The organism is Ramlibacter agri (genome assembly GCF_012927085.1).
GTDB classification, from domain to species: domain Bacteria; phylum Pseudomonadota; class Gammaproteobacteria; order Burkholderiales; family Burkholderiaceae_C; genus Ramlibacter; species Ramlibacter agri.
Genome location: NZ_JABBFX010000001.1, coordinates 3,795,823 through 3,818,716, shown reverse-complemented (window position 1 = coordinate 3,818,716; position 22,894 = coordinate 3,795,823). Strand labels below are relative to the sequence as shown.

The 22,894-nt window shown below is 70.1% G+C and carries 24 protein-coding genes and 1 tRNA gene; 6 read left to right on the top strand and 19 right to left on the bottom strand.

Translation table 11 applies throughout. The annotated features are described in order from the left end of the window. Window positions 1–45: 45 nt before the first annotated feature. The 9 genes from HHL11_RS18680 to HHL11_RS18640 form a co-directional block, all read right to left on the bottom strand. A complete protein-coding gene (locus HHL11_RS18680) occupies window positions 46–441 on the bottom strand; it encodes a LysM peptidoglycan-binding domain-containing protein (RefSeq protein ID WP_169419848.1) in 396 nt (131 codons plus the stop codon). A gap of 257 nt (window positions 442–698) precedes the next feature. Then, window positions 699–774: transfer RNA gene (locus tag HHL11_RS18675), tRNA-Lys, on the bottom strand. Window positions 775–836: 62 nt separating this feature from the next. Beyond that, a complete protein-coding gene (locus tag HHL11_RS18670; protein ID WP_169419847.1) occupies window positions 837–1,601 on the bottom strand; it encodes a tRNA threonylcarbamoyladenosine dehydratase in 765 nt (254 codons plus the stop codon). Then, window positions 1,598–2,707, bottom strand: a complete 1,110-nt coding sequence (locus tag HHL11_RS18665; RefSeq protein ID WP_169419846.1) for a YeeE/YedE family protein — start codon at window positions 2,705–2,707, stop codon at window positions 1,598–1,600. Before HHL11_RS18665 ends, HHL11_RS18670 begins: the two co-directional genes overlap by 4 nt. Window positions 2,708–2,785: 78 nt before the next feature. After that, the gene (ybgF, locus tag HHL11_RS18660; RefSeq protein ID WP_240980110.1) at window positions 2,786–3,553 is read right to left on the bottom strand and encodes a tol-pal system protein YbgF; all 768 of its coding nucleotides are present in this window, start codon (window positions 3,551–3,553) and stop codon (window positions 2,786–2,788) included. Window positions 3,554–3,561: 8 nt separating this feature from the next. Further along, window positions 3,562–4,095 carry a peptidoglycan-associated lipoprotein Pal gene (pal, locus tag HHL11_RS18655; protein WP_169419844.1) on the bottom strand — a complete coding sequence of 178 codons (534 nt, stop codon included), beginning with the start codon at window positions 4,093–4,095 and terminating at the stop codon, window positions 3,562–3,564. Window positions 4,096–4,126: 31 nt separating this feature from the next. Continuing rightward, entirely contained in the window at window positions 4,127–5,410 is a 1,284-nt protein-coding gene (gene tolB, locus HHL11_RS18650; RefSeq protein WP_240980109.1) for a Tol-Pal system beta propeller repeat protein TolB, read from the bottom strand. Between the two features lie 17 nt (window positions 5,411–5,427). Further along, complete coding sequence (locus tag HHL11_RS34855; RefSeq protein ID WP_169419842.1) at window positions 5,428–6,273, bottom strand: glycosyltransferase; 846 nt, start codon at window positions 6,271–6,273, stop codon at window positions 5,428–5,430. Then, complete coding sequence (locus HHL11_RS18640) at window positions 6,270–7,079, bottom strand: glycosyltransferase family 2 protein (protein WP_169419841.1); 810 nt, start codon at window positions 7,077–7,079, stop codon at window positions 6,270–6,272. The genes HHL11_RS34855 and HHL11_RS18640 overlap by 4 nt, the downstream gene beginning before the upstream one ends. A 77-nt stretch (window positions 7,080–7,156) precedes the next feature. Here HHL11_RS18640 and msbA point away from each other — a divergent pair, with 77 nt between their 5' ends. Genes msbA through HHL11_RS18625 form a run of 3 tightly spaced genes read left to right on the top strand, consistent with a single transcriptional unit; the run spans window position 7,157 to window position 11,307 of the window. Next, window positions 7,157–8,899, top strand: a complete 1,743-nt coding sequence (gene msbA, locus HHL11_RS18635; protein ID WP_240980108.1) for a lipid A export permease/ATP-binding protein MsbA — start codon at window positions 7,157–7,159, stop codon at window positions 8,897–8,899. Between the two features lie 58 nt (window positions 8,900–8,957). Beyond that, window positions 8,958–10,223, top strand: coding sequence for an O-antigen ligase family protein (locus HHL11_RS34850; protein WP_169419839.1), 1,266 nt, complete (start codon window positions 8,958–8,960; stop codon window positions 10,221–10,223). Between the two features lie 7 nt (window positions 10,224–10,230). Further along, window positions 10,231–11,307: a glycosyltransferase family 9 protein gene (locus HHL11_RS18625; protein WP_169419838.1), complete on the top strand. Its 1,077-nt coding sequence runs from the start codon at window positions 10,231–10,233 to the stop codon at window positions 11,305–11,307. Window positions 11,308–11,313: 6 nt separating this feature from the next. Here HHL11_RS18625 and chrA read toward each other — a convergent pair whose 3' ends face one another. Together chrA and rng are read right to left on the bottom strand one after the other, a co-directional pair. Continuing rightward, on the bottom strand, window positions 11,314–12,498 hold the full coding sequence (chrA, locus tag HHL11_RS18620; protein WP_169419837.1) for a chromate efflux transporter: 1,185 nt from the start codon (window positions 12,496–12,498) through the stop codon (window positions 11,314–11,316). Continuing rightward, window positions 12,495–13,961 (bottom strand): ribonuclease G, encoded by a 1,467-nt coding sequence (gene rng, locus HHL11_RS18615; protein WP_169419836.1) that lies wholly within the window; start codon window positions 13,959–13,961, stop codon window positions 12,495–12,497. The genes chrA and rng overlap by 4 nt, the downstream gene beginning before the upstream one ends. A 109-nt stretch (window positions 13,962–14,070) precedes the next feature. On the opposite strand from rng, the gene HHL11_RS34680 reads away from it, so the two are divergent. Continuing rightward, complete coding sequence (locus HHL11_RS34680) at window positions 14,071–15,435, top strand: DUF3300 domain-containing protein (protein WP_169419835.1); 1,365 nt, start codon at window positions 14,071–14,073, stop codon at window positions 15,433–15,435. A gap of 20 nt (window positions 15,436–15,455) precedes the next feature. After that, the gene (locus HHL11_RS18605; RefSeq protein ID WP_169419834.1) at window positions 15,456–16,382 is read left to right on the top strand and encodes a DUF2950 domain-containing protein; all 927 of its coding nucleotides are present in this window, start codon (window positions 15,456–15,458) and stop codon (window positions 16,380–16,382) included. Between the two features lie 45 nt (window positions 16,383–16,427). On the opposite strand, the gene HHL11_RS18600 is transcribed toward HHL11_RS18605, so the two are convergent. Continuing rightward, window positions 16,428–17,030 (bottom strand): hypothetical protein, encoded by a 603-nt coding sequence (locus HHL11_RS18600; protein ID WP_169419833.1) that lies wholly within the window; start codon window positions 17,028–17,030, stop codon window positions 16,428–16,430. A gap of 155 nt (window positions 17,031–17,185) precedes the next feature. Here HHL11_RS18600 and HHL11_RS18595 point away from each other — a divergent pair, with 155 nt between their 5' ends. Further along, window positions 17,186–17,617, top strand: a complete 432-nt coding sequence (locus HHL11_RS18595) for a hypothetical protein (protein ID WP_169419832.1) — start codon at window positions 17,186–17,188, stop codon at window positions 17,615–17,617. Window positions 17,618–17,620: 3 nt separating this feature from the next. Here HHL11_RS18595 and HHL11_RS18590 read toward each other — a convergent pair whose 3' ends face one another. From HHL11_RS18590 to HHL11_RS18560, 7 genes are read right to left on the bottom strand one after another with little or no spacing between them, the layout of a single operon-like run. Further along, on the bottom strand, window positions 17,621–18,226 hold the full coding sequence (locus HHL11_RS18590) for a Maf family nucleotide pyrophosphatase (RefSeq protein WP_169419831.1): 606 nt from the start codon (window positions 18,224–18,226) through the stop codon (window positions 17,621–17,623). Further along, on the bottom strand, window positions 18,219–18,686 hold the full coding sequence (rlmH, locus tag HHL11_RS18585; RefSeq protein ID WP_169419830.1) for a 23S rRNA (pseudouridine(1915)-N(3))-methyltransferase RlmH: 468 nt from the start codon (window positions 18,684–18,686) through the stop codon (window positions 18,219–18,221). The genes HHL11_RS18590 and rlmH overlap by 8 nt, the downstream gene beginning before the upstream one ends. A 3-nt stretch (window positions 18,687–18,689) precedes the next feature. Next, window positions 18,690–19,352, bottom strand: coding sequence for a ribosome silencing factor (gene rsfS, locus HHL11_RS18580; RefSeq protein ID WP_169419829.1), 663 nt, complete (start codon window positions 19,350–19,352; stop codon window positions 18,690–18,692). Further along, complete coding sequence (gene nadD, locus HHL11_RS18575; RefSeq protein WP_169420101.1) at window positions 19,352–19,924, bottom strand: nicotinate (nicotinamide) nucleotide adenylyltransferase; 573 nt, start codon at window positions 19,922–19,924, stop codon at window positions 19,352–19,354. The genes rsfS and nadD overlap by 1 nt, the downstream gene beginning before the upstream one ends. 8 nt (window positions 19,925–19,932) lie before the next feature. Next, window positions 19,933–20,835: an oxygen-dependent coproporphyrinogen oxidase gene (hemF, locus tag HHL11_RS18570; protein ID WP_425355200.1), complete on the bottom strand. Its 903-nt coding sequence runs from the start codon at window positions 20,833–20,835 to the stop codon at window positions 19,933–19,935. Window positions 20,836–20,848: 13 nt separating this feature from the next. After that, window positions 20,849–22,129 carry a phosphoribosylamine--glycine ligase gene (purD, locus tag HHL11_RS18565; protein ID WP_169419827.1) on the bottom strand — a complete coding sequence of 427 codons (1,281 nt, stop codon included), beginning with the start codon at window positions 22,127–22,129 and terminating at the stop codon, window positions 20,849–20,851. Further along, a complete protein-coding gene (locus tag HHL11_RS18560; protein ID WP_169419826.1) occupies window positions 22,126–22,851 on the bottom strand; it encodes a YebC/PmpR family DNA-binding transcriptional regulator in 726 nt (241 codons plus the stop codon). The genes purD and HHL11_RS18560 overlap by 4 nt, the downstream gene beginning before the upstream one ends. Window positions 22,852–22,894 lie beyond the last annotated feature (43 nt).

Below are 22,894 nucleotides of genomic sequence, written 5' to 3'. Positions count from 1 at the left end.
TGCGACTCTACCGCAAGGGAGCTTGCGCCTAGCGGCGCCCGGGTATCAGTTGCAGGGCGCCGGCACTTCGATGGCCTGGCCAGGCTCGAGGCCCTTGTCTTCCACCCTCAGCCGATCGAGCAGCGGCTGGTTCAGCACCCAGATGTCCTGTGCATGCCACTCGGCGCCCATTTCGTTCGCCGCGATCGCTTCCAGCGTCTCGCCAGCCTGGAAGATGTGCGTGTGGTGGCAGCCCGTTGCGCGGCCGGGCGCCGGCGTCAGGCCCGCGCTGGCCAGCGGCCGCCCCGGCTCGGCGAAGTGCAGGCGCTGGGCCGGCATCTGCAGCCAGAGCACCCAGCCCGCGATCACGAGGACCGAGGCAGTGGCCGTCCAGCCGACGGCGACGTTCGCGATGTGGCGGCGCTTTTGCAGCACGCCATGCGCCGGTTCGGCGCGCGCCAAGACGGAATGGAGGGGGACGAAGAGGGAGCGGCCGCAGCTGGCGCACTGGTAGCGCCGGCGTGCCGGGAACAGCAGGCGCATCCAGCCGGAGCGCGGAAGCCGGTGGAGGTCCGCGGTACCGCAGCTGCAAAGAGTCCAGCGCATCGATGCGTCCCCTTGTTTCGGGGCGAGGCTAGCGCTGAGGCACTGACGGGCACCTGACCCGGCCCGGAAAAGGAAAAAGGGAATGGTCTCGCGACCATTCCCTTCGGGATTCCTGGTAGGACGTACAAGATTCGAACTTGTGACCAACGGATTAAAAGTCCGCTGCTCTACCAACTGAGCTAACGTCCCGCCGTTCACTGCTGTTTGCGCAGCAGCAAAGCCCACGATTATAGCGTCACTTTTCCCGGTTTTCAGGCCGCGATGCGATCGAGCACCCAGCCGGCCGCGCATTGGCCGAAAGTGGCGGTGACGCTGACCACCGAGCCGTAGCCGTGGCAGTTGAGCGTGCCATCGCCCTCGAGGTTGCACGACGGGTCCGGCGGCGCCACGGCCTCGCGGCTGAACACGCAGTTCACGCCGATCTTCTTGCCGTCCTTCGGCGCGCCATGGGACTTGCGCAGGCGATACCGGAGTTGCGCCAGCAAAGGGTCGTGCGTCGTCGCGGACAGGTCGTCAACGTCCACCTTGTGCGCGAGCCGCTTGCCGCCGGCCGCGCCGCAGGAGATGAACAGCGCGCGCGTGCGCCGCGCCCACTCGGCCATCGCCACCTTGGCCTTCAGCTGGTCGCAGGCGTCGATCACCGCGTCGGGCAGCACCGGCAGCAGCTGCGGCCAGTTCGACGGCTCCACGAACTCCTCGACCGCGTGCACCGTGCAGCGCGGGTTGATCTGCGCGATGCGCTCGCGCATGGCCTGCACCTTGGCCTGGCCGACCGTGCTGTCCAGCGCGTGGATCTGGCGGTTGATGTTGGACTCGGCCACGTGGTCCAGGTCGACCAGCGTCAGCGTGCCGACGCCGCTGCGCGCCAGCGCCTCGGCCGCCCACGAGCCGACGCCGCCGATGCCGATGACGGCCACGTGGGCGTTGCGGATCGCCGCGGCGCCGTCCATGCCATACAGGCGCTCCAGCCCGCCGAAGCGGCGCTGCAGGTCGAGGGCTTCATCCAGGTGGGTCATGCCATGCGCTCCACTCGCCAGGCCTGCCAGCGCAAGCCGCCCAGCGCACCGAGCACGATACCCGCGACGGCGACGAAGCTGGTGGCGCTGAGCGTAGCCAGTCCGCTCAGGCCCTGGCCGATGCTGCAGCCCAGCGCCGTCACGCCTCCCACGCCCATCAGGAAGGCGCCGACCAGGTGGTTGGCCACGTCCTCGGTGCCGGCGAAACCTTGCCAGCGGAACTGGCGGCGCAACAGCGCGCTGGCAAAAGAACCCGTGACCACGCCGGCGACCGACACGATGCCGATGGTGAGCAGCTTGCTCTTGTCGCTGAAGAACAGGAGCCAGTCCAGCGTGTAGGCGATGGGGCCGACGAAGCTCAGCGCCTCGGCCCGCCCCGAGTTGGTGGCGAGGAAGGTTTCCTCCAGCGTCTCCGGGTGTTCGGCGAGGTAGCCGAGATGGGCCGACACCCACCAGGCCGCGACGATGACGAGGCCCACGCCGATGCCCGCCAGCAGGTTGTCGAAGGTCCGGAAGCCGCGCCCGGCCAATGCCCACAGCGCGAGCCCGCCGCCCAGCACCAGCGCGCTGGCGAGGCCGGCCGCGTGCAGGCTGATGCCGCCGAGGCTGGCGATGCCCACCGGCAGCAGCGCCGGGGCGCCGAAATCGAACGCCACCCGGTCCACCGTGTTGACGCGAAGCACGCCGGTGATGCCCTTGAGCGTGGCGAAGGCCGACAGCCCCAGCACGAGGAAGACGACCAGCGACTTCAGGTTGCCAGCCCCGAGGCGCACCAGGTTCTTGCTGCCGCAGCCAGACGCCAGCACCATGCCAGCGCCGAACAGCGCGCCGCCGGTCAGCGCCGACAGCCAGATCCAGCGGCTGCCGCTGTAGAGGGTCTTGGCCGGGTCGATCTGGCCCGCGGCCGCCAGCGCCCAGAAACCGAGGATGGCGATGCCGGCGGCCAGCGCCCATTGGCGCAGTCGCATGGTGTCGCCCATGTTGTAGGCGTCGGCCAGCGCGCCCATGGTGCAGAAATGGGTGCGCTGCGCGATCGCGCCGAACAGGAAGGAAAGGAAAAAGGCCGCCAGGAGAACCTTGGCGGCCAGGGCTTGGACTTCGGCCATCGGGAAATTGTAGGGTGCGCGGCTCGGCCGCGCACCGCGGCCCAACGTTCCATGCGGTGCGCAGCGAAGCTGCGTACCCTAGCGCAGCCGCGCCAGCCGTTCCTTCGCCGCGCTTGCGGCCTCGGACTGCGGATACGCCTTCACCAGGTCGTCCAGCGTCCGGCGGGCGCTGGCGTTGTCCTTCAGCTCGATCTGGCAGTTGGCGACGGACAGCACGGCCTCGGGGGCACGCGGGTGGTCCGGAGCCTGCTGCAGCAGCGCGCGGAAGTTGGCGATGGCGCCGCGGTAGTCGCGGTTCGCGTACTGCGCGTTGCCCAGCCAGAACAGCGCCGTCGGCTTGTAGCCCGAGGACGGGTACTTGCGCACGAAATCGGCGAAGGCGCTCTGCGCCCCGACGAACTCGCCCTTGCGGAAGGACGCCAGCGCGGCTTCGAAGTCGCGCTGCTCCGCGGGGTCGGCCGCGAACTCCTTGCCGTCCACCGTCACCTGCACCGGCTCGAACTTGCGCAGCCGCTCGTCCACGCCCTGCGCGATGTCCTTCTGCCGGCGCTGCAGGTCCGACAGGTCGCGGGCCAGCGACTCGTCGTTGCCGCGCAGCCGCGCGATCTCGGCCTTCAGGGCTTCGATCTGCTGCTGCAGGTCCAGCAGGCTGCGGCGCAGCGAGGCGTTGTCCTCGTTGGCGTGCCGCAGGTCCTCGCCGAGCGACTGGCGCTGCTGGTCCACGCGCTGGCGCAGGTCCAGGATGGCGCGGCGCGCCTCTTCGTCCTCGAACAGCGCCGCGTGGGCGCCGGCGCTGAACAGGGACGCGACGGCCAGGGCGGCCGCGGCAAGGGCGGGACGGTTCATGCTGCGCATTATCGGTAGGCGATCTCGGCGCGGCGATTCTGCTGCCAGGAGGCCTCGTCATGGCCGTCGACGGCCGGCTTCTCCTTGCCGAAGCTCACCGACTCGACCTGCGAATCCGGCACGCCCAGCAGCTCCAGCGCGCGCCGCACGGACTCGCTGCGGCGCTGGCCGAGGGCCAGGTTGTACTCGCTGCCACCGCGCTCGTCGGTGTGGCCTTCGATCACGACGTGCCGGCGGTTGTTCGCCTTCAGGAAGCGCGCATGCGCCTCGATCAGCGAGCGGAACTCGGGCTTGATCTCGTTGCTGTCGTAGTCGAAGTAGATGATGCGGGCCACGTTGGCCGGGCCGGCCTTGTCCGCCGCGGACAGGTCGGCCTGCACCGGCGCCACGTTCGACTGCGCCCCACTGGCGGGGCCGGAGGCATCCGCGGGTGCTGTCACCCCGGTCTTGTCCTCGACGGGCACGTTGTTCAACGGCACGCCGCTGGAACACGCCGCCAATACCGCCACCATGGCAGCCGCAAGGAACACACGCTTCTTCATTCCAAAAACCTCCTGGAGAAAAACTGGAAAATCAACGCTGGAACGGGCCCCAGTCCGGCTCGCGGATGTCTCCGCTCTTGCCGGGCAGGCTGGCCTTGATCTTGCCGTCGAGGGTGGTGGTCATCAGCGCTTCGCGGCCGCCTTGCCGCGTGGCATAGATGATCAGCTTGCCGTTGGGCGCGAAGCTGGGGCTCTCGTCGGCCGTGGTATCGGTCACCGATGACACGTTGCCGCTGGCGAGCTCCATGACCTGCAGCTTGAAGGCGCCGCTGATGCGGGAAATGTAGGCGAGCCATTTTCCGTCGGGGCTCACCGTCGGCGAAATGTTGTAAGTCCCTGTAAAGGTGACGCGCTGCGGGTCGCCCCCCGTAGCGGGCATGCGGTAGATCTGCGGCGCGCCGCCACGATCGCTCACGAAATAGATGGTGCGGCCGTCGGCGGCATACACGGGCTCGGTGTCGATGCCGCTCGACTGCGTCAGGCGGCGCGGCTCGCCGCCCTCGGCGGGAATCGTGTACAGCTGCGAGCCGCCATCGCGCGTGAGCGTCACCGCGAGCGTGCGGCCGTCCGGCGACCAGGCCGGCGCGCTGTTGGAGCCGCGGAAATTGGCGATCAGGCGGCGCTTGCCGGAGCCGACGTCGTGCACGTAGACCACCGGCTTGCGCGACTCGAAGGAGACGTACGCGAGCTGCTGGCCGCTGGACGACCAGGCCGGCGAGATGATCGGCTCGGGGCTCGCCAGCGCCGACTGCGCGTTCTCGCCGTCGGCGTCGGCCACCCACAGGTTGTAGCGGTTGCCGGCCTTGGTGACGTAGGCGATGCGCGTGGAGAACACGCCCTTCTCGCCGGTCAACTTCTCGTAGACCAGGTCCGCGATGCGGTGCGCCGCCAGCCGCAGGTCGTTGGCGACCACCGTGAAGCTCTGGCCGCCCAGGTCCTGCCCGCGCACCACGTCCCACAGGCGGAAGCGCACGTCGTAGCGGCCGTCGGCCAGCCGCTGCACGCTGCCCACGGCCAGCGAGTCGGCGCCCTTCTGGCGCCACGGGCTCATGTCGGGCCGGCTGGTTTCGTCCAGCGCCTGGCCCGCGGCGTCGATCGCGCGGAACTGGCCGCTGCGCTCGAGGTCCGCCTGGACGATGGCGCCGACCTTCTGCGGCGCCTCCGCGTCGCCGCGGAAAGGCGCGACGGCGATGGGCAGCTGCCGCAGGCCGACACCCGTGACTTCCACCCGGAACTGGGCCCATGCCGGCCAGGCGGCCAGCCCTCCGACGAGCGCCGCCAGCTCCCGGCGGCGCCACAGCTTGTTCACTTGCATGCTGCTTGGTTCTTGATTCATCGGTTCAGTTCAGTGACGATTGCTTCCGGTTCATGAAGCGCTTCGGCCAGGCCGCGCTCTGCCCGGATCATGCCGCTTTCCATGCGCGCCGTGACGCGCGCGCGGTTGACGGCTTCGCCGGAGCGGCTCTGCTCGCGGTGCCAGAGGTGGTAGACCTCCGTGCCCAGGAAGCCGTTCTTGCGCTGCAGGCCCGCATGATGCAGGCGCAACACGAGATCGGCATCTTCGTGCCCCCAGCCGGCGAAGGTCTCGTCGAATCCGTTCACTGCCTCGAAATCCTTCCACGCCACGCCGAAGTTGCAACTGCGGATGCCCTTCCACCTGAAACGCGGCTGCACCCGGAAGGGCGCAGCCGGCCACTGGAGAAGATGCGTCAATTTGTTAACGTCACCCTTCAACCTCAGGCGCAGCCAGCCCGCAGTATCGCATTTGGACAAATCGATCCGCCCGGCCAGCACGCTTTCGGTCAGCTGCGGGCTCAGCAGCACCCGGCTGCCGTTGACGAAATGGCCCGCCTGCGCCAGTTGCGCGTGCCGCTGGACGAAGCGGGGATTGGGCACGCAGTCGCCGTCCATGAACACCACGTAGTCGGCCGCCGCCGCTGCCGCGCCCAGGTTGCGGGCGCGCGCCGCAGTGAAGCCGACGTCCGGATGCCACACGTGCTTCACGCTGCAGGCGAAGCGCGGCATGCCCGCGCGCAGGGCCTGCACGTTTTCCGGCTTCGAGCCGTCGTCGGCCACCACCACCACGTGCTCCGTCCCGCACTGCGGTGCGAGGCCGCGCAACACGGCGAGCGCAGCATCCGGACGGTTGTAGGTGAGGACGACGAAGGCGGTCTTCACGGGGCGCGGGTGGCCTGTTGCTGCAGCAGCCACAGCTTCAGGTAGCGGTAGTAGGTGCCCTCGGCGTTGGACACGGCCAGCGCGAAGCCCAGGCGCCCGTCGAGGAAGCCGCGCTGCAGCAGGTAGGTGCGCAGGAAGGCCCACAGGCCGTGCACCACGGCGCTGCCGAAAGAGGCGCGCTTGCCCTGCTCCCACATGCGCTGGGCGCCGGCCGTCGAATAGCGATCGACTTTCTGCAACACCGAATCGAAACCGGGAAAACTTTGATGCAACAAATCGTGCTGCAGGTGGCCCGTCGCGCCCTGCGCCACCAGCCGTTCATGCACGATGTCGTCGGAAAAGCGCGCGGTGCCCCGCTTGAACAGGCGCAGCACCCGGTCCGGATACCAGCCCGAGTGCGCCATGTACTGGCCGCAATAGCTGGAACGCCGCGGCATGTCCCAGGTATCCGCGCCGGCGTTGGCGCTGCGCACCACCGCCAGGATTTCTTCACGCAATTCGGGGGGCACGCGTTCGTCGGCGTCGATCGACAGCACCCAGGGCCGCGTGGCCAGGGCGAGCGCACGGTTCTTCTGCGGGCCGAAGCCGGGCCAGTCGGGGGCGTGGTGCACCTGCGCGCCGGCCGCACGGGCCAGTTCGGGCGTGCGGTCGGTGCTGGCGTTGTCCACCACGATCACTTCCCCGGCGAATGAAAGCGAGGCCAGGCATTCGGCGATGTTGGCCTCTTCGTTGCGCGTGATGAGGATGGCGCTGAGCTCGGGCGCGCGGACCGGGGGGGCCGCGGATTCGCTGGATAATCCACGCATGAACCTTGATTATGCCCGCGCCCCCTGCCGTGCCTGAGACTGCTCTCGGCGCCGCGCGCGCGGCGGCGGGATCGCCCATGCCACCAGAATCCACCCTGGTGCAGCGCATCCGCCGTGTCCTCCCCTATATCTCCCATGTCCGCCGCCTCTGGATCGTGGTGTTCCTCGCGACGGTGATCAGCTCCGCGACGGAGCCGGCCATGCCCGCGCTGATGAAGCCGCTGCTCGATCACGGCTTCACGCCGCAGGGGCTCAACCCCTGGCTGGTGCCGGCCGCCCTGCTCGGCCTCTTCGCCATCCGCGGCAGTGCCGGCTTCCTGGCCGACATCGCGCTGGCCAAGATCGCCAACGAAGGCATGTTCGCGCTGCGCAGCGCCCTGTTCGGCCGCCTGCTCGACGCCCGCATGGACCTGTTCGCGCGCGAGTCCGCCAGCTCGCTCGCCAACAGCATCGTCCACGAGGTGCAGAACGGCTTCAGCCTGCTGGTGAACGCCCTCACCGCGCTGGTGAAGGAAGCGTTCTCGGTCGTCGCCCTGCTTGGCTACCTGTTGTACCTGAACTGGCAGCTGACCCTGATCGTCGGCTTCCTCGGGCCGGCCGTCGCCTGGTTGATGCGCACGGCCTCGCGGCGGCTGCACCGCCTGGCCAAGAGCAGCCAGGCCGCGACCATCGAACTGTCGTATGCGGTCGAAGAGAACGTGCTGGCCAACCGCGTGGTGCGCCTGCACGAGGCGCAACCGGCGCAGGCCGGCCGCTTCGGCAGCCTCAGCAACCAGCTGCGCCGGCTGGCGATGAAGCAGGCGGTGGCCAACGCCGCCATCACGCCGACCATGCACATGTTCGCCGCCGCGGCGCTGTCCGGCGTGATCGTCATTGCGCTGTGGCAGACGCAAAACAACATGACGGTGGGCGGCTTCGCCGCTTTCGTGGCCGCCATGCTGATGCTGATCTCGCCGGTCAAGCGCCTGTCGGAGGTGACCAGCCCGATCACCCGCGCCCTGGCGGCGCTGGAACGCTCCTTCGACCTGGTGGAGCACACCGAGCCCGAAGCCGGCGGCACCTATGCGGCCGAGCGCGCGCAAGGCCACATCGAACTGCGCGGCGTGACGGTGCGCTACAAGGACGCCGCCCGCCCCGCCCTGCAGGACGTCTGGCTGGAGGTGAAGCCGGGCGAGGTCATCGCGCTGGTGGGCCCCTCGGGCTCCGGCAAGACCACGCTGGCCAACCTGCTGCCGCGCTTCCTGGACCTGAACGGCGGCAGCCTGCTGCTGGATGGCCATGAACTGCGCGACTGGGACCTGAAAGCGCTGCGCCGCCAGTTCGCCATGGTCAGCCAGGACGTGGTGATGTTCAACGACACCCTGGCCGCCAATGTGACGCTGGGCCGCGACTTCGACCGCGAGCGCGTGCTGCACGCGCTGGAAGCCGCCAACCTGGGCGACCTGCTGGCGCAGCTGCCGCAAGGCATCGACACGCCGGTGGGCCACAACGCCACGGCGCTGTCCGGCGGCCAGCGGCAGCGCCTGGCGATCGCGCGGGCGCTGTACAAGGACGCGCCGCTGCTGATCCTGGACGAGGCGACCTCGGCGCTGGACAACGAGTCGGAGCGCATGGTGCAGGAAGCCCTGCGCCGCCTGATGGCGGGCCGCACGACGCTGATCATCGCCCACCGGCTGTCCACCATCGAACACGCCGACCGCGTCGCGGTGCTGGACCAGGGCCGCCTCGCCGAACTCGGCACGCACGACGAACTGATCGCGCGCGGCGGCCTGTACGCCCGGCTGCATGCGCTGCACGCGTCGGAGGGGGCTCTTCCTTGAGCGCCGCACGGCCGCCCGAAGGCGCTCGAACCGCAGTGTGCAGCACGGAGGTCTCCGAGTGAGCGCCGTGGTTCCCCGGTACGTCAGCGAGGAAATTGCCTCCTGGAACGACCGCATTGCGCAGGCCATCCTGAGCTTCGGCCTGGCGACGCTGGGTTTCTTCGTCCTGTGGTCTTCGGCCGGCACCAGCATCGCGATGTTCTTCATCGTCGTCGCCTGCTGCCTGGTGCCGCGCCGCTTCGTCCAGCTCTGGCCCCGCCGCGACCGCATGGTGCAGATCGGCCTGCTGCTGCTGGCCTGGATCGCGCTGCGCTCCTTCGTCGGCGAGGGCGTGAACTACGCCAGCTGGCGCATCGTCAACCACTACCACGAGCTGCTGATGCTGCCCGTGATGTGGGCCGTGATGCGCCTGGCCTGGCGGCCGCAGGCCTTCACCAACGGGCTGATGCTGGCCGGACTGATCGCGACCGCCATCCTGTTCGCGACGGCGCTGCGCGCGTGGTACCACCTGGGTGGCAGCTACGAGCTGCAGGGGCACATGGAACAGGCCATCGTGGACCGCCGCATCTCGCTGGGCTTCGGCCTGAGCGTGTGCGCCTTCCTGATCTACGAGCACGCCCGGCTGGGGCGCCTGCCGCGCGTGCCGGGTTACGCGGGCGCGGCGCTGTTCGCCGGCGCGGTGCTGTTCGCCTGCGACGCCCGCACCGGCTACGTGCTGGTGCTGGCACTGGCCGGCTGCGCGGGCTACCGCGCCGCGCCGCGCAAGTGGCGCTACCAGGCCGTGGTGGCGCTGCTCGTGCTGGGCGCGCTGCTTGCCAGCACCTCGCAGCCGCTGCGCACCCGCTTCATGGACACGGTGAAGGTGCTGCAGGGCGCCCAGCCGGTCAACGATTCGGAGCTCTCGACCACGATCCGCCTCGAGGTGCTGCGCAACGGCCTCGACGTGGCCCGGGACCACTGGGTGCTGGGCACCGGCTGGGTCGCCTACCAGGATGCCTTCCGCGCGATCGCGCTGGCGCGCCACCCCGGCCAGCCCGAGCTGCCCGGCTCGCAGAGCGTCAACCCGCACAACGAGTACCTGTTGCAGCTCGGCGCGGGCGGCCTGCCGGCCCTGCTGCTGTTCCTCGCCTGGCTCGCGTGGCCCATGTGGCGGGCCGCGCGCCAGCGCCGCCTGGACCGCCCCTGGGTCGGCGCCGCCGGCTGCATCGCCTTCGCCTTCGCCATCAGCGCGCTGTTCAATTCGGTGCTGCTCGATTTCATGGAGGCGCACCTCTATGCCGCGCTCATGGGCTGGATGATGGCCCGGCGCCTGGACCGGAGCTGAGGCTTCGATGCGCTCCGTGCTGGTGGTGGTCACGCGCCAGATCGGCGACGTCCTGCTCACCACGCCGCTGGTGCATGCCGCGCGCGAGCGCTGGCCGGAGGCCGCGATCGACGTGCTCGGGTTTGCCGGCACGCTGGGCATGCTGCGCGGCAACCCGGACGTCCGCACGCTGATCGAGGTACCGGCGCGGCCCGGGCTGCGCGCCACCTGGGCCCTGGCCCGCAGGCTGTGGCGGCGCTACGACCTGGCGCTGGTGGCCGACCCGGGCGACCGCGCCCACCTGATCGGCTGGGTGGCGGCACGCGAACGCAGTGGCCTGCTGCCGGCGGAAAGCGGCAGCAACTGGTGGAAGCGCAAGCTGCTGCGGCATGGGGTCACGATCGGTGGCGACCAGGGCGAGACCCACGTCGTGCCCGAAAAAATGGAGCTGCTCGCGGCTTGGGGCGGCGGCACCGGCGCACCGCAATTGGTGGGCCCCGCGGGCGACCCGTTGCCCGCGCCGCTGGCCAGCCGGCTCGCGCCCGGCTACGTCGTGGTCCACACGCCTTCCATGTGGGTCTACAAGCAGTGGCCCGAGGAGCATTTCCGCAAGCTGATCGCGCTGCTGGCCCTGGCCGGCCGGCAGGTGGTGTTGACGGGCGGCCCGGGCGCCGGGGATCGCGCCACCGTGGCGGCGATGGAAGGCGCGGCGCCACCGGAACAGTTGCTCGACGCCGGCCTGCTCTCGTTCAACCAGGTGGCGACCTTGCTGCGCGGCGCGGCGCTCTACATCGGGCCCGACACGTCCGTGTCGCACCTGGCGGCCGCCTGCGGCACGCCGGTGCTGGCCATCTTCGGGCCCACGAATCCACGGCGCTGGGCGCCCTGGCCCGGTGGCGAGCAGCCGGTGCGTTTCGAGCGCCGCCGCCCGGCGCAGACGATCGGCCAGGTGACGCTGCTGCAAGCGCCGCTGCCCTGCGTGCCCTGCGGCCGCGCCGGCTGCGAGGACCACCGCGACAGCCGTGCCGACTGCCTGCCGGCCATCCTGCCGGAACGCGTGGCGGCGAAAGCGCTGGAGTTGCTCGACACCGCGCACGGCGCCTGAGGCGCCTCAGCCCAGGAAGGCCCAGCCCGTGGCCGCCGCCAGCAGCACGACGAGGAACGGCGACACGCGGGCGTAGACCAGCAGCGCGAACGCAGCCAGCGCCGTCGCGAAATCGGCGCGGCCGCGGATCGCGCTGGTCCACACCGGGTCATACAGCGCCGCCAGCAGGATGCCCACCACCGCCGCATTGATGCCCGCCATGGCGGACTGCACCGCATCACGCTGGCGCAGCGCATCCCAGAAGGGCAAGGCGCCCACCAGCAGCAGGAAGGCCGGCAGGAAGATCACGGCCAGCAGCACCAGCCCGCCCTGCCAGCCGGTGAGCGGCCCTTGCATCACCGCGCCCAGGTAGGCCGCGAAGGTGAAGAGCGGGCCCGGCACGGCCTGCGCCGCGCCATAGCCCGCCAGGAACTGGTCGTTGCTGACCACGCCGGCCGGGACCACCGCTGCCTGCAGCAAGGGCAGCACCACGTGGCCGCCACCGAACACCAGCGCGCCGGCCCGGTAGAAGCCGTCGACGACCTTCCAGGCCACCGACTGCGACGCAGCCGCGAGCAGCGGCAAGCCAACGAGTCCGGCCACGAGCAGCACCAGTGCCAGCACGCCCGCCATCCGCGAGACGCCGTAGCCCTGGTGCGCGACGGCCTGCTGGTGCGGCAGCTTCAGCAGCCTCCAACCCGCCAAGCCGGCCACGGCAATCGCCGCAACCTGCGCCAGCGCAGTCGGCAAGGCCAGCACCAGCAAGGCCGCGGCGACGGCGATGGCCGCCCGCGCGCGATCCGGGCACAGGTTCTTCGCCATGCCCCAGACCGCCTGTGCCACGACGGCGACCGCCGCCACCTTCAGGCCATGCACCGCGCCGCTGGCGGCCAGGTTGCCCCAGCGCGCCACGCCGTAGGCAAAGGCGATCAGCGCGAAGGCGGACGGCAGCGTGAAGCCGCACCAGGCGGCCAGCGCGCCCAGCCAGCCGGCGCGGGCCAGGCCGATGGCCATGCCGACCTGGCTACTGGCCGGCCCCGGCAGGAACTGGCACAGCGCCACCAGGTCGGTGTAGCTGCGGTCGTCGAACCAGCGCCGCCGGTCGACGAATTCGGAGCGGAAGTAGCCCAGGTGCGCCACCGGGCCACCGAAGGACGTCAGGCCCAGCTTGAGGAAGACACGCAGCACTTCGGCCACGGAGCCCCGGTTCACAGCAGCACGATGTCGTACTGCTCCTGGCCCATCGCGTTCTCGCTCTGCAACGAGATCGGCTTGCCGATGAAGTCCGACAGGCCGGCGAGGTGCTGGCTCTCCTCGTCGAGGAACAGCTCGATCACCTTGGGCGCGGCGATCACCCGGTATTCGCGCGGGTTGAACTGGCGGGCCTCGCGCAGGATCTCGCGCAGGATGTCGTAGGCCACGGTGCGCGGCGTGCGCACCGTGCCCTTGCCCTGGCAGAGGGGGCAAGGCTCGCACAGCATGTGGGCCAGCGATTCGCGGGTGCGCTTGCGCGTCATCTCCACCAGCCCCAGCTGCGAGAAGCCGCCGGCCATGGTCTTCACCCGGTCGCGCAGCAGCTGCTTGCGGAACTCCGCCAGCACCGCGTCGCGGTGGTCCTCGCGCTGCATGTCGATGAAGTCGACGATGATGATGCCGCCCAGGTTGCGCAGGCGCAGCTGCCGCGCGATGGCCTGCGCCGCCTCCAGGTTGGTCTTGAAGATCGTGTCGTCGAAGTTGCGCGAACCGACGAAGCCGCCGGTGTTGACGTCGATGGTGGTCAGCGCCTCGGTCTGGTCGACGATCAGGTAGCCGCCCGACTTCAGGTCCACCCGGCGGCCCAGCGCCTTGGCGATTTCCTCGTCGACGGAATACAGGTCGAAGATCGGCCGCTCGCCCTTGTAAAGCTGCAGCTTGGTGGCCGCCGCCGGCATGAATTCCTCGCCGAACTTCGCCAGCAGCCCGAACTGTTCGCGCGAGTCGAGGCGGATCGTCTGCGTCTCCGGCGTCACCAGGTCGCGCAGCACCCGCTGCAGCAGGTTCAGGTCCTGGTGCAGCAGCGCCGGCGGCGGCTGCCGCGTGGCGGCTTCGCGGATGCGGGCCCAGGTCTTGCGCAGGTAGGCGATGTCCTCGGCCAGCTCCGCGTCGGACGCGTCCTCGCCGTTGGTGCGCAGGATGAAGCCGCCGCCGGCATCGCCCACCAGCTTGGCCAGGCGCCGGCGCAGGCTGTCGCGCTGTTCGGAAGGAATCTTCTGCGAGACGCCGACATGGTCGTCCTGCGGCAGGAAGACCAGCAGCCGGCCGGCGATGCTGATCTGGGTGGACAGGCGCGCGCCCTTGGTGCCTATGGGGTCCTTGATCACCTGCACCATCAGGGCCTGGCCCTCGAACACCTGCTTCTCGATCGGCACCGCGGTGCGCGACGGCGCCGGCGGCTCGCCATCGGGTTGCCGCTGCCAGACGTCGGCCACGTGCAGGAAGGCGGCGCGCTCCAGTCCCATGTCGATGAAGGCCGACTGCATGCCCGGAAGCACCCGCGCAACTTTACCCAGATAGACGTTGCCCACCAGCCCGCGTTCCAGCGTGCGTTCGACGTGCAGTTCCTGCACGGCGCCGTTTTCGACGATGGCCACCCGCGTCTCCTGCGGGGACCAGTTCACCAGGATGTCCTGCTGCATGTTCTTGTCTGTTCCTGCCTGTCCGGCAGGAAAGCAGGATAACAGCCCGCAACCACATGCGACCAAAGTCCCATTGCCCGCGCAAGACACGAAACCTAGCCTCCGCGGCATGCTGTGCAGCAACCCCAGGCGGCGCCGCCACGCGCCCTTCACCCTCTCCCTGCGAGCCCTCGCGGTGGCGGCCGCACTCGTCGCTCTTGCGCCGCAACATGGGCTTGCGCAGGCACCGGCCGCGCCCGTCGCGGCCCCGCCGGTGCAGAACTCCGCGCAGGACCTCGAGCAACTGGTCGGGCCCATCGCGTTGTATCCGGACGACCTGGTGGCGATCATCCTGCCGGCGTCGACCAACCCGGTGCAGATCGTGCAGGTGGACCGCTTCCTGGACCAGCGCAAGTCCAACCCCAAGCTGGAACTCAATCCGAGTTGGGACGACGCGGTGAAGACGCTCGCCAACTATCCCGACGTCGTCAAGATGATGAGCCGGGACCTGGACTGGACCACGGCGCTCGGCGAGGCGGTGGTGGCCGACACCGGCGAGGTGATGGAGGCGGTGCAGGCCTTCCGCCGGCGCGCGCAGAGCGCCGGCAACCTGAAGTCGGACGACAAGACCAAGGTGACGGTGGAACAGGAGAACATCACCATCGTGCAGGCCGACCCGCAGGTGATCTACGTGCCCCAGTACAACCCGCAGACGGTGGTGGTCGCGGGCGGCTATCCGGCCTACAGCTACTACCCCTCGCCCTACCCGGTCTACTACTATCCGTATGCACCGGGCGCGGCGCTGGCCACCGGCATCATCTGGGGCGCCGCCATGGGCGCCATCTGGGGCGGCGGGCACTACGTCAACCACTACGGCGGCGGCGGCAACAACAACATCAACATCGATCGCAGCCGCAACACCAACATCAACACCGGCGACCGCAACATCGGTTCCGGCAACCGCGGCGGCAACCAGGCGACCCAGTGGAATTCCGGCAAGAAGCCGGGCGACGTCAGCCGCACCACCGGCAACACCGCGCACAACCGCGTGGGTGACCGGCAGGCGGGCGGCGGCGGCAACTACCAGAACCGACAGGGCGGCGCCGGCGGTGCCGGTGGCGTGCAGAACCGGCAGGCTGGCGGGGGCGGCGTCGGCGGCGGGACCAACGCAGGCGGCGCGCAGAACCGCGCCGGTGGCGCCGGCGTGCAGGACCGCGCCTCCACCCAGCAGATGGGCAACCGGGGCGGCGCCTTCGAAGGCAGCCAGGGTTCGGCGCGCCAGACCCAGATGGATAGCCAGCGCGGCGCGGCCAGCCGCGGCAATGCCGGGGCAGGCGCCTCGCGTCCCGCCCCGAGCAGCCGGCCCTCCCCCAGCGCCGGCGGCGGTGGCGGCGGCATGCGCGCCGGTGGCGGCGGTGGCGGGGCCCGCGCAGGCGGCGGCGGCGGTGGTCGCGGCGGCGGCGGCGGTGGCCGCGGTGGCGGCGGCCGGCGTTAGGAATCATCACCATGCAAGACATGCACAACCCATCGCATCCCGCATTCCGCCTGCGCACGCTCGCGCGCAGCCTGGCCCTCGCCGCGGCGCTGCTGGTGCCGCTGGCCGCAGCGGCGCAGCAGACCACCTTCGCCACGCCCGAGGCCGCGGCCGACGCGCTGCAGCGCGCGCTGCAGGCCAACGACTCGCAGGCCCTGGTGGCGCTCTTCGGCGACAAGTACAAGGACCTCGTCGGCACCGGCGAGCCCGGCTACGACGCCGCGCGCCGGGCCGAAGCGGCCCAGGCGCTCGCCACGCGGCGCAGCCTGGAGGAGATCGGCGCCGATCGCCGCATCCTGCGCATGGGCGCGCAGGCCTGGCCCTTCGCCATCCCGATCGTCCGCGAGGGCATCGCCTGGCGCTTCGCCTCCGAACAGGGCGCCGAGGAACTCCTGAACCGCCGCGTCGGCGCCAACGAACGGCATGCCATCCTCGTGATGCGCGCGCTGGTCGATGCACAGCGCGAGTACGCGCAGAAGGACCGCATGGGCGACGGCGTGCTGCAGTACGCCAGCCGCATCGGCAGCACGCCGGGCAAGCACGATGGCCTGTACTGGCCGGACACCGCTGGCGCGGATGCCAGCCCGCTCGGGCCCTTCGTGGCCGACGCTTCGCAGGAACTGGCGGGACACAAGGCCGGCGATCCCTACGGCGGCTACTACTTCCGCATCCTCACGCGCCAGGGCGCTGCCGCGCCGGGCGGGGCCCACAGCTACATGATCAACGGCCACATGCTGGCCGGCTTCGCGGCGGTGGCCTGGCCGGCCGAGTGGGGACGCAGCGGCGTGATGACCTTCGTGGTCAGCCAGAACGGCAAGGTGTACGAGAAGAACCTGGGGCCGAAGGGCGCACCGGTGACCAGCTTCGACCCGGGCGCGGGGTGGATCGAGGTGCCGCCGGAGGAATGAGGCGGCAAGCCGGGTTCGGCCATGCCGAACCCAGCACCCGGGGATTTACTTCGCCGCCGGCTCGACCTTGATGGCCAGCGACTCGGTGTAGAGCGCCTGCACCTGGTCGCCCTTCTTGATGTTCTTCAGCTGCTCCGGGTCGTCTACCGTCAGGTCGACCATATTGCCGGCCGGCCCCTTGAGGGTGACGGTCTTCTTCTTGGCATCGACGCTGACCACGTCCGCCAGCACCGTGACCTGGCGCGCCGCCATGCCACCCGGCTTCTGGCCCGGCTGCGAACGCGACATGCCTTCGCTGCTCGAGACTTCGGCCTTGCCGCCGCCGCCCTTCTTCAGGTCCAGCGCCAGCGCCTGCACGTACTCGGCCTTCACGGTATCGCCGACCTTGAGCTGGTCGAAGTTGCGCAGTTCGTCGCTGGCGACGACCGTGCTCACCTTGCCGTCCTGCCGCTTCAGCGTGATGGTCCGGGTGGCGGGGTCGAGCGAGACGATCTTCGCGCTGGTCTTGATGGTCTGGGCGGCCACCGCCTTGCCGGGCGCAGTGGCGGCGCCGACGTCCATGGTGGCGGCCGGCTGCTGCGCCAGCGCGGGCAGGCAGGCGGCGGCGAAACCGATGGCCACGATGACCGGGGTGCGACGGAATGACATGATGGAATGCTCCTGCGAAATGAGGCGGGGCGAGCATCGGCCGGCGCTGGGTTTGCGTCCATGGGACCTTGGTCGCACGGGCCGTCCCCGATGCGACCAAGGTCCCATGGACGAGCCGCGCCGGCGCCCTAGGCTGTATGCGCAAGGAGAACACCATGCGCATTTCCAGCATCCTCGTCCTGGCGGTCGCCCTCGCCGGTCCCGCCCTTGCGCAGAAGCCCAGCGCCTATCCGTCCAAGGGCCAGTCGGCCAGCCAGCAGTCCAAGGACGACCATGACTGCCAGGCCTGGGCCCAGCAGAACACCGGCGTGAACCCGGCGCAGGCGCAGCAGGCCGCCAACGCGCCGCCCCCGCCGCGCAGCGGTGGCGTGGCGCGCGGCGCCGTCGCCGGCGCCACGGTCGGCGCCATTGCCGATGGCGACACCGGCAAGGCCGCGGCCGCGGGCGCCGTGGTCGGCGGCGCACGGCAGAACCGCCAGCGCCGCGAAGCCCAGGCTGCGCAGAACGCCGGCGGCGCCAGCGCGATGACGGCTTACTGGAACGCCTATGCCAATTGCATGGGCAACCGCGGCTATTCGATGAAGTGAGGCTCAGGCGAGCCGCAAGCCCGCGGCTCGCAGCAGTTGCGCCGTCTCGTGCAGCGGCAGCCCCATGATCCCCGTGTACGACCCGGCGATGCGCGAGATATAGGCCGCGGCGCGGCCCTGCACCGCGTAGGCGCCGGCTTTGCCCATGGGCTCGCCGCTGGCCACATAGGCGCGGACCTGCGCCGGCGTCATCGGCGCAAAGGTGACGCGCGAATCGCTCACAGCCTCGTGGCGCTTGCGCCCCGACTGCACGCCGACGGCCGTCAGCACGCGGTGGGTGGCACCCGCCAGTTCCCGCAGCATGCGCTCCGCGTCGCGCCCGTCCACCGGCTTGCCGTAGATGCTGCGCCCCAGCGCCACCGTGGTGTCCGAGCACAGCACCGGCGCCGGCGGCAGCCCGCGGCGCTTCAGGCGCGCCACGGCGGCGTCGAGCTTGAGCGCCGTCACGCGCTTGACGTAGGCGGCCGGCGCCTCGCCCGCATGCACTTCTTCCAGCGCTTCGCTGTCCTCCTCGGGGCCGGCCAGCAGCAGCTCGTGCCGCACGCCCAGCTGCTCCAGCAACTGGCTGCGGCGCGGGCTCTGGGAGGCGAGATAGATGAAATCACTCACGGTGGTAAGGGTGGCCGACGTTGATGGACCAGGCACGATAGAGCTGTTCGGCGAGCAGCACGCGCACCATGGCGTGCGGCAGCGTCAGGTCCGACAGGCGCACGCGTTCGTGCGCAGCCTGGCGGAACGCCGGATCGAGGCCGTCGGGGCCACCGATCACCAGCGCCACGGCGTCGTTCTCCAGCTGCCAGGCCTTGAGCTTCTGCGCCAGGGCGACGGTGGTGAGCGAGGTGCCGCGCTCATCGAGCGCGACGACTCGTGCCCCTTTCGGAATCGCCGCCTCGATGCGTTCGCGTTCGGCGGCAAGCAAGGTCGCCAGCGTCTTGGAGCCGCGCGGCTCCGTCTTGACCGCCTTCAGCTCGAGCCGCGACTCCGGCGGGAAGCGCTTGGCGTAGTCGTCCCAGGCCACCTGTGCCCAATCGGGCACGCGCTGGCCGACGGCCACCACCAGCAGGCGCATGCGTCAGGCCTTGCGCGGCGCGGGCTTCTTGGCGGCGGCCTTCCTGGCGGGCGCCGCCTTCTTCGCCGGCGCGGCCTTCTTGGCGGGCACGGTCTTCACCGCGGCCTTCCTGGCCGGGGCGGACTTTTTCGCGGCGGGCGCGGCCTTCTTGGCCGCCACCTTCTTCGCCGCGGCCTTCTTGGCCGCTGTTGCCTCGCGCTCGATCGTCTTCACTGCGGTGCTGCGGCGCAGGGACTGGTTGGCGCCGGCCGGCAGCTTCTTGGCCGGCGTTGGCTTGACCGGCGCGGCCGGCTTGGGCGCGCCCAGGCGCAGGCGGATCGGCTTCTCGCCCCAGATCTCTTCCAGGTGGTAGTACTGGCGGATGGCGGGCTGCATGACGTGGACGACGGCGGGGCCGCAGTCCACGATGATCCATTCACCGTTCTCCTCGCCCTCGATGCGCGGCTTGGCGAAGCCCGCTTCGCGCACCGCGTCGACCACGCTGGAGGCCAGCGCCTTGGTCTGGCGGTTCGAGGTGCCCGAGGCGACGATCACGCGCTCGAACAGCGGCGACAGGTGCTCGGTGTTGAAGACCTGGATATCCTGCGCCTTGACATCCTCGAGGCCATCGACGATGGCCCTCTGGAGTTTCTGCGTGTCTTTCTTGGCGGTGGCTTCTTGGGTCATCAGGTCGGGGTGTAGAGGTGATGGCGGGCAATATAACTGGCAACCCGCGGGTCAACCAGTGCGGAAATGTCCTGCCCGGCTGCAAGCCGGGTCCGGATCTCGGTGGCGCTCTCGGACATGCGCGGCAGTTGCAGGCTTTCGACCCGCACGCCCGGCAGGGCGCGCAGGGCGGCAAGGCCCTCGCCTGCCCCGCGTCCAGCGACAGCAAGCGTAGCGAGGCGGGCGATCTCGGGCCAGGCGTGCCAGCGCTCGAAGCCGCTGGCCTGGTCCTCGCCCATCAGCAGCACGAGCGCCGCGCCGGGGTGTTCGGCCTGCAGCTCGCGCAGCGTGTCGACGCTGTAGGTGGGGCCGCTGCGACGCAGCTCGCGATCGTCGACGACGACCTGTGGCAGCTCCGCAAAGGCCTCGCGCGCCATGGCCAGGCGGTCTTCGGCCGGCGACAGCGTGCGCTGCTTGTGCCAGGCGTCGCCCGTGGGAAAAACGTAGAGGCGGTCCAGGCCCAACTGGCCCAGGGCCGCTTCGGCCAGGGCCACGTGGGCCCGGTGCGGCGGGTCGAAGGCGCCGCCGAACATGGCGATCTTCAAACCCAGTCCTTGCGCACGACGAAGCGCTCCAGCAGCGCGGCCTCCGGGGAGCCCGGCTCGGGCGCGTGGCGGTAGGCCCAGGCAGCCAGCGGCGGCATGGACATCAGGATGGACTCGGTGCGGCCGCCCGATTGCAGGCCGAAGTGCGTGCCGCGGTCCCATACCAGGTTGAATTCGACGTAGCGCCCACGGCGGTACAGCTGCCAGTCACGCTGGCGCTCGCCGGAAGCCTGGTCCTTGCGGCGCTCCAGGATGGGGCGGTAGGCCGGCACGAAGGCATCGCCCACCGAGCGCAGCATGGCGAAGCTCTGCTCGAAGCCGCCTTCGAAGTGGTCGTCGAAGAAGATGCCGCCGACGCCGCGCTGCTCGTTGCGGTGCTTCAGGAAGAAATATTCGTCGCACCAGGCCTTGAAGCGCGGGTACTTGTCGGCGCCGAAGGACGCCAGGCTGTCGCGGCAGGTCGCGTGGAAGTGGACCGCGTCCTCTTCGTAGCCGTAATAGGGCGTGAGGTCCATGCCGCCGCCGAACCAGTAGACCGGCTCGGCATCCTCGGGCAAGGCGGCCAGCATGCGCACGTTCATGTGCACCGTGGGCGCATACGGGTTGCGCGGGTGGAACACCAGCGACACGCCCATGGCCTCGAACGATGCACCCACCAGCTCGGGCCGGTGCTGCGTGGCCGAAGGCGGCAGCCTGGGCCCGGTGACATGCGAGAAGCCGCAGCCGGCGCGCTCGAACACGGCGCCGCCTTCCAGGATCATGGAGATGCCATCGCCCTGCAGCGGCTCGCCCGGGTCCTTCTTCCACGCATCGGGGACGAAGGGCTGGCCGTCGATGGCGCCGAACTCGCGGGTGATGCACTCCTGCAATCCGAGCAGGTAGGAGCGGACTTCCGGCACGCGTGACTGCACTTCAGCCTTTCACGGCGCGGTGGCCGATGTCGCGCCGGAACTGCGCGCCATCGAAATGGATGTTGCGCAGCACCTCGTAGGCGTGCAGCTGCGCCGCCTTGACGGTGTCCGCCAGCGCGGTGACGCACAGCACGCGGCCGCCCGAAACCACGGTCTGGTTGCCTTGCGGCGACGTGCCGGCATGGAACACCATCGCTTCCGGCGTCTCCTTGGGCAGGCCGGTGATCACGGCGCCCTTCTGCGGGTCCATCGGGTAGCCGGCGGCGGCCATCACCACGCCCAGCGCGGTGCGGCGGTCCCATTCGAGGTCGACGTTGTCCAGGCCGCCCGAGGTGGCCGCGATCATCACGTCGTACAGGTCCGACTTCAGCCGCATCATGATGGGCTGGGTTTCCGGGTCGCCCATGCGGCAGTTGAATTCCAGCGTCTTCGGGTGGCCGTCCTTGTCGATCATCAGGCCGGCGTAGAGGAAGCCGGTGAACGGGATGCCGTCCTTTTCCATGCCACGGATGGTGGGCAGGATGATCTCGCGCATGGCGCGCGCATGGATCTCGGGCGTGACCACCGGCGCCGGCGAATAAGCGCCCATGCCGCCCGTGTTGGGGCCCTGGTCGCCGTCCTGCAGGCGCTTGTGGTCCTGGCTGGTCGCCAGCGCCGTCACGTTCTTGCCGTCGCACAGGACGATGAAGCTGGCTTCCTCGCCCACCAGGCATTCCTCGATCACCACGCGGGCGCCGCCGGCGTTGTGGGAGACGCCCAGCTTGTTGTCCAGGAGCATGAAGTCGATGGCTTCGTGCGCCTCGACCAGCGTCGTCGCCACCACCACGCCCTTGCCGGCCGCCAGGCCGTCGGCCTTGATGACGATGGGCGCGCCCTTGCTGTCCACGTAGGCGTGGGCGGCCGCGGCGTCGGTGAAGGTCTCGTACTCCGCGGTCGGGATGTTGTGCCGCTTCATGAAGGCCTTGGCGAAGGCCTTGGAGCTTTCCAGCTGCGCGGCGGCCTGGGTGGGGCCGAAGATGCGCAGGCCGTGGGCCCGGAAATCGTCCACCACGCCGGCGGCCAGCGGGGCCTCGGGGCCGACCACCGTCAGCGCGATCTTCTGCTCCAGCGCCCAGTCGCGCAGCTGGCGCAGGTCGGCGATGGGCACGTTTTCCAGCCGCGGGTCGAGCGCGGTGCCGCCGTTGCCGGGCGCGACGTAGACCGCCTGCACCTTGGGCGAAGCCGCGAGCTTCCAGGCGAGCGCGTGTTCGCGCCCGCCGCCGCCGATCACGAGGACTTTCATTCAGAGATCTCGGCGTTGTGGTACACGGCCTGCACGTCGTCCAGGTCTTCCAGCATGTCGATGATCTTCTGCATGCGGGCGGCGTCGTCGCCGGCCAGGGCTATCGTGTTTTCCGGCCGCATCGTGACCTCGGCCAGCTCGGCCTTCAGGCCGGCGGCCTCCAGCGCGTCCTTGACCTTCTCGAAGTCGCCGGGGGCGGTGATGACCTCGATGGCGCCCTCGTCGTCGGTGATGACGTCCTCGGCACCAGCTTCCAGCGCCACGTCCATCACCTTGTCCTCGCTGGTGCCGGGGGCCAGGATCAGCTGGCCGACGTGGCGGAACTGGAAGGCCACCGAGCCTTCGGTGCCCATGTTGCCGCCGTACTTGCTGAAGACGTGGCGCACCTCGGCCACCGTGCGGACCTTGTTGTCAGTCATGGTGTCGACGATGATGGCCGCGCCCGCGATGCCGTAGCCCTCGTAGCGGATTTCCTCGTAGCTGACGCCTTCGAGGTTGCCGGTGGCCTTGTCGATGTTGCGCTTGATGGTGTCGGCCGGCATGTTGGCCGCCTTGGCCTTGTCCACCGCCAGCCGCAGCCGGGGGTTGGCCGTCAGGTCGCCGCCGCCCTGGCGGGCCGCGACCATGATTTCACGGATGACCCGCGTCCACACCTTGCCGCGCTTCTCGTCCTGGCGCCCCTTGCGGTGCTGGATGTTCGCCCATTTGCTGTGTCCGGCCACGGAATATTCCTTGTTCGCTGTGCGTTACTCTTCGGATAACCCC

Excerpts from the sequence above, each read along its gene's own strand:
- HHL11_RS18605 (WP_169419834.1), top strand. The coding sequence starts at position 15,456 with ATGCACAACCCATCGCATCCCGCATTCCGCCTGCGCACGCTCGCGCGC.
- purD (WP_169419827.1), bottom strand. The coding sequence starts at position 22,129 with ATGAAAGTCCTCGTGATCGGCGGCGGCGGGCGCGAACACGCGCTCGCC.
- HHL11_RS18640 (WP_169419841.1), bottom strand. The coding sequence starts at position 7,079 with ATGCGTGGATTATCCAGCGAATCCGCGGCCCCCCCGGTCCGCGCGCCC.
- HHL11_RS34680 (WP_169419835.1), top strand. The coding sequence starts at position 14,071 with ATGCTGTGCAGCAACCCCAGGCGGCGCCGCCACGCGCCCTTCACCCTC.
- HHL11_RS18625 (WP_169419838.1), top strand. The coding sequence starts at position 10,231 with ATGCGCTCCGTGCTGGTGGTGGTCACGCGCCAGATCGGCGACGTCCTG.
- msbA (WP_240980108.1), top strand. The coding sequence starts at position 7,157 with ATGCCACCAGAATCCACCCTGGTGCAGCGCATCCGCCGTGTCCTCCCC.
- tolB (WP_240980109.1), bottom strand. The coding sequence starts at position 5,410 with ATGCAAGTGAACAAGCTGTGGCGCCGCCGGGAGCTGGCGGCGCTCGTC.
- rlmH (WP_169419830.1), bottom strand. The coding sequence starts at position 18,686 with ATGCGCCTGCTGGTGGTGGCCGTCGGCCAGCGCGTGCCCGATTGGGCA.
- HHL11_RS18595 (WP_169419832.1), top strand. The coding sequence starts at position 17,186 with ATGCGCATTTCCAGCATCCTCGTCCTGGCGGTCGCCCTCGCCGGTCCC.
- ybgF (WP_240980110.1), bottom strand. The coding sequence starts at position 3,553 with ATGAACCGTCCCGCCCTTGCCGCGGCCGCCCTGGCCGTCGCGTCCCTG.
- HHL11_RS18670 (WP_169419847.1), bottom strand. The coding sequence starts at position 1,601 with ATGACCCACCTGGATGAAGCCCTCGACCTGCAGCGCCGCTTCGGCGGG.
- nadD (WP_169420101.1), bottom strand. The coding sequence starts at position 19,924 with ATGTTCGGCGGCGCCTTCGACCCGCCGCACCGGGCCCACGTGGCCCTG.
- rsfS (WP_169419829.1), bottom strand. The coding sequence starts at position 19,352 with ATGACCCAAGAAGCCACCGCCAAGAAAGACACGCAGAAACTCCAGAGG.
- pal (WP_169419844.1), bottom strand. The coding sequence starts at position 4,095 with ATGAAGAAGCGTGTGTTCCTTGCGGCTGCCATGGTGGCGGTATTGGCG.
- HHL11_RS18665 (WP_169419846.1), bottom strand. The coding sequence starts at position 2,707 with ATGGCCGAAGTCCAAGCCCTGGCCGCCAAGGTTCTCCTGGCGGCCTTT.
- rng (WP_169419836.1), bottom strand. The coding sequence starts at position 13,961 with ATGCAGCAGGACATCCTGGTGAACTGGTCCCCGCAGGAGACGCGGGTG.
- HHL11_RS18600 (WP_169419833.1), bottom strand. The coding sequence starts at position 17,030 with ATGTCATTCCGTCGCACCCCGGTCATCGTGGCCATCGGTTTCGCCGCC.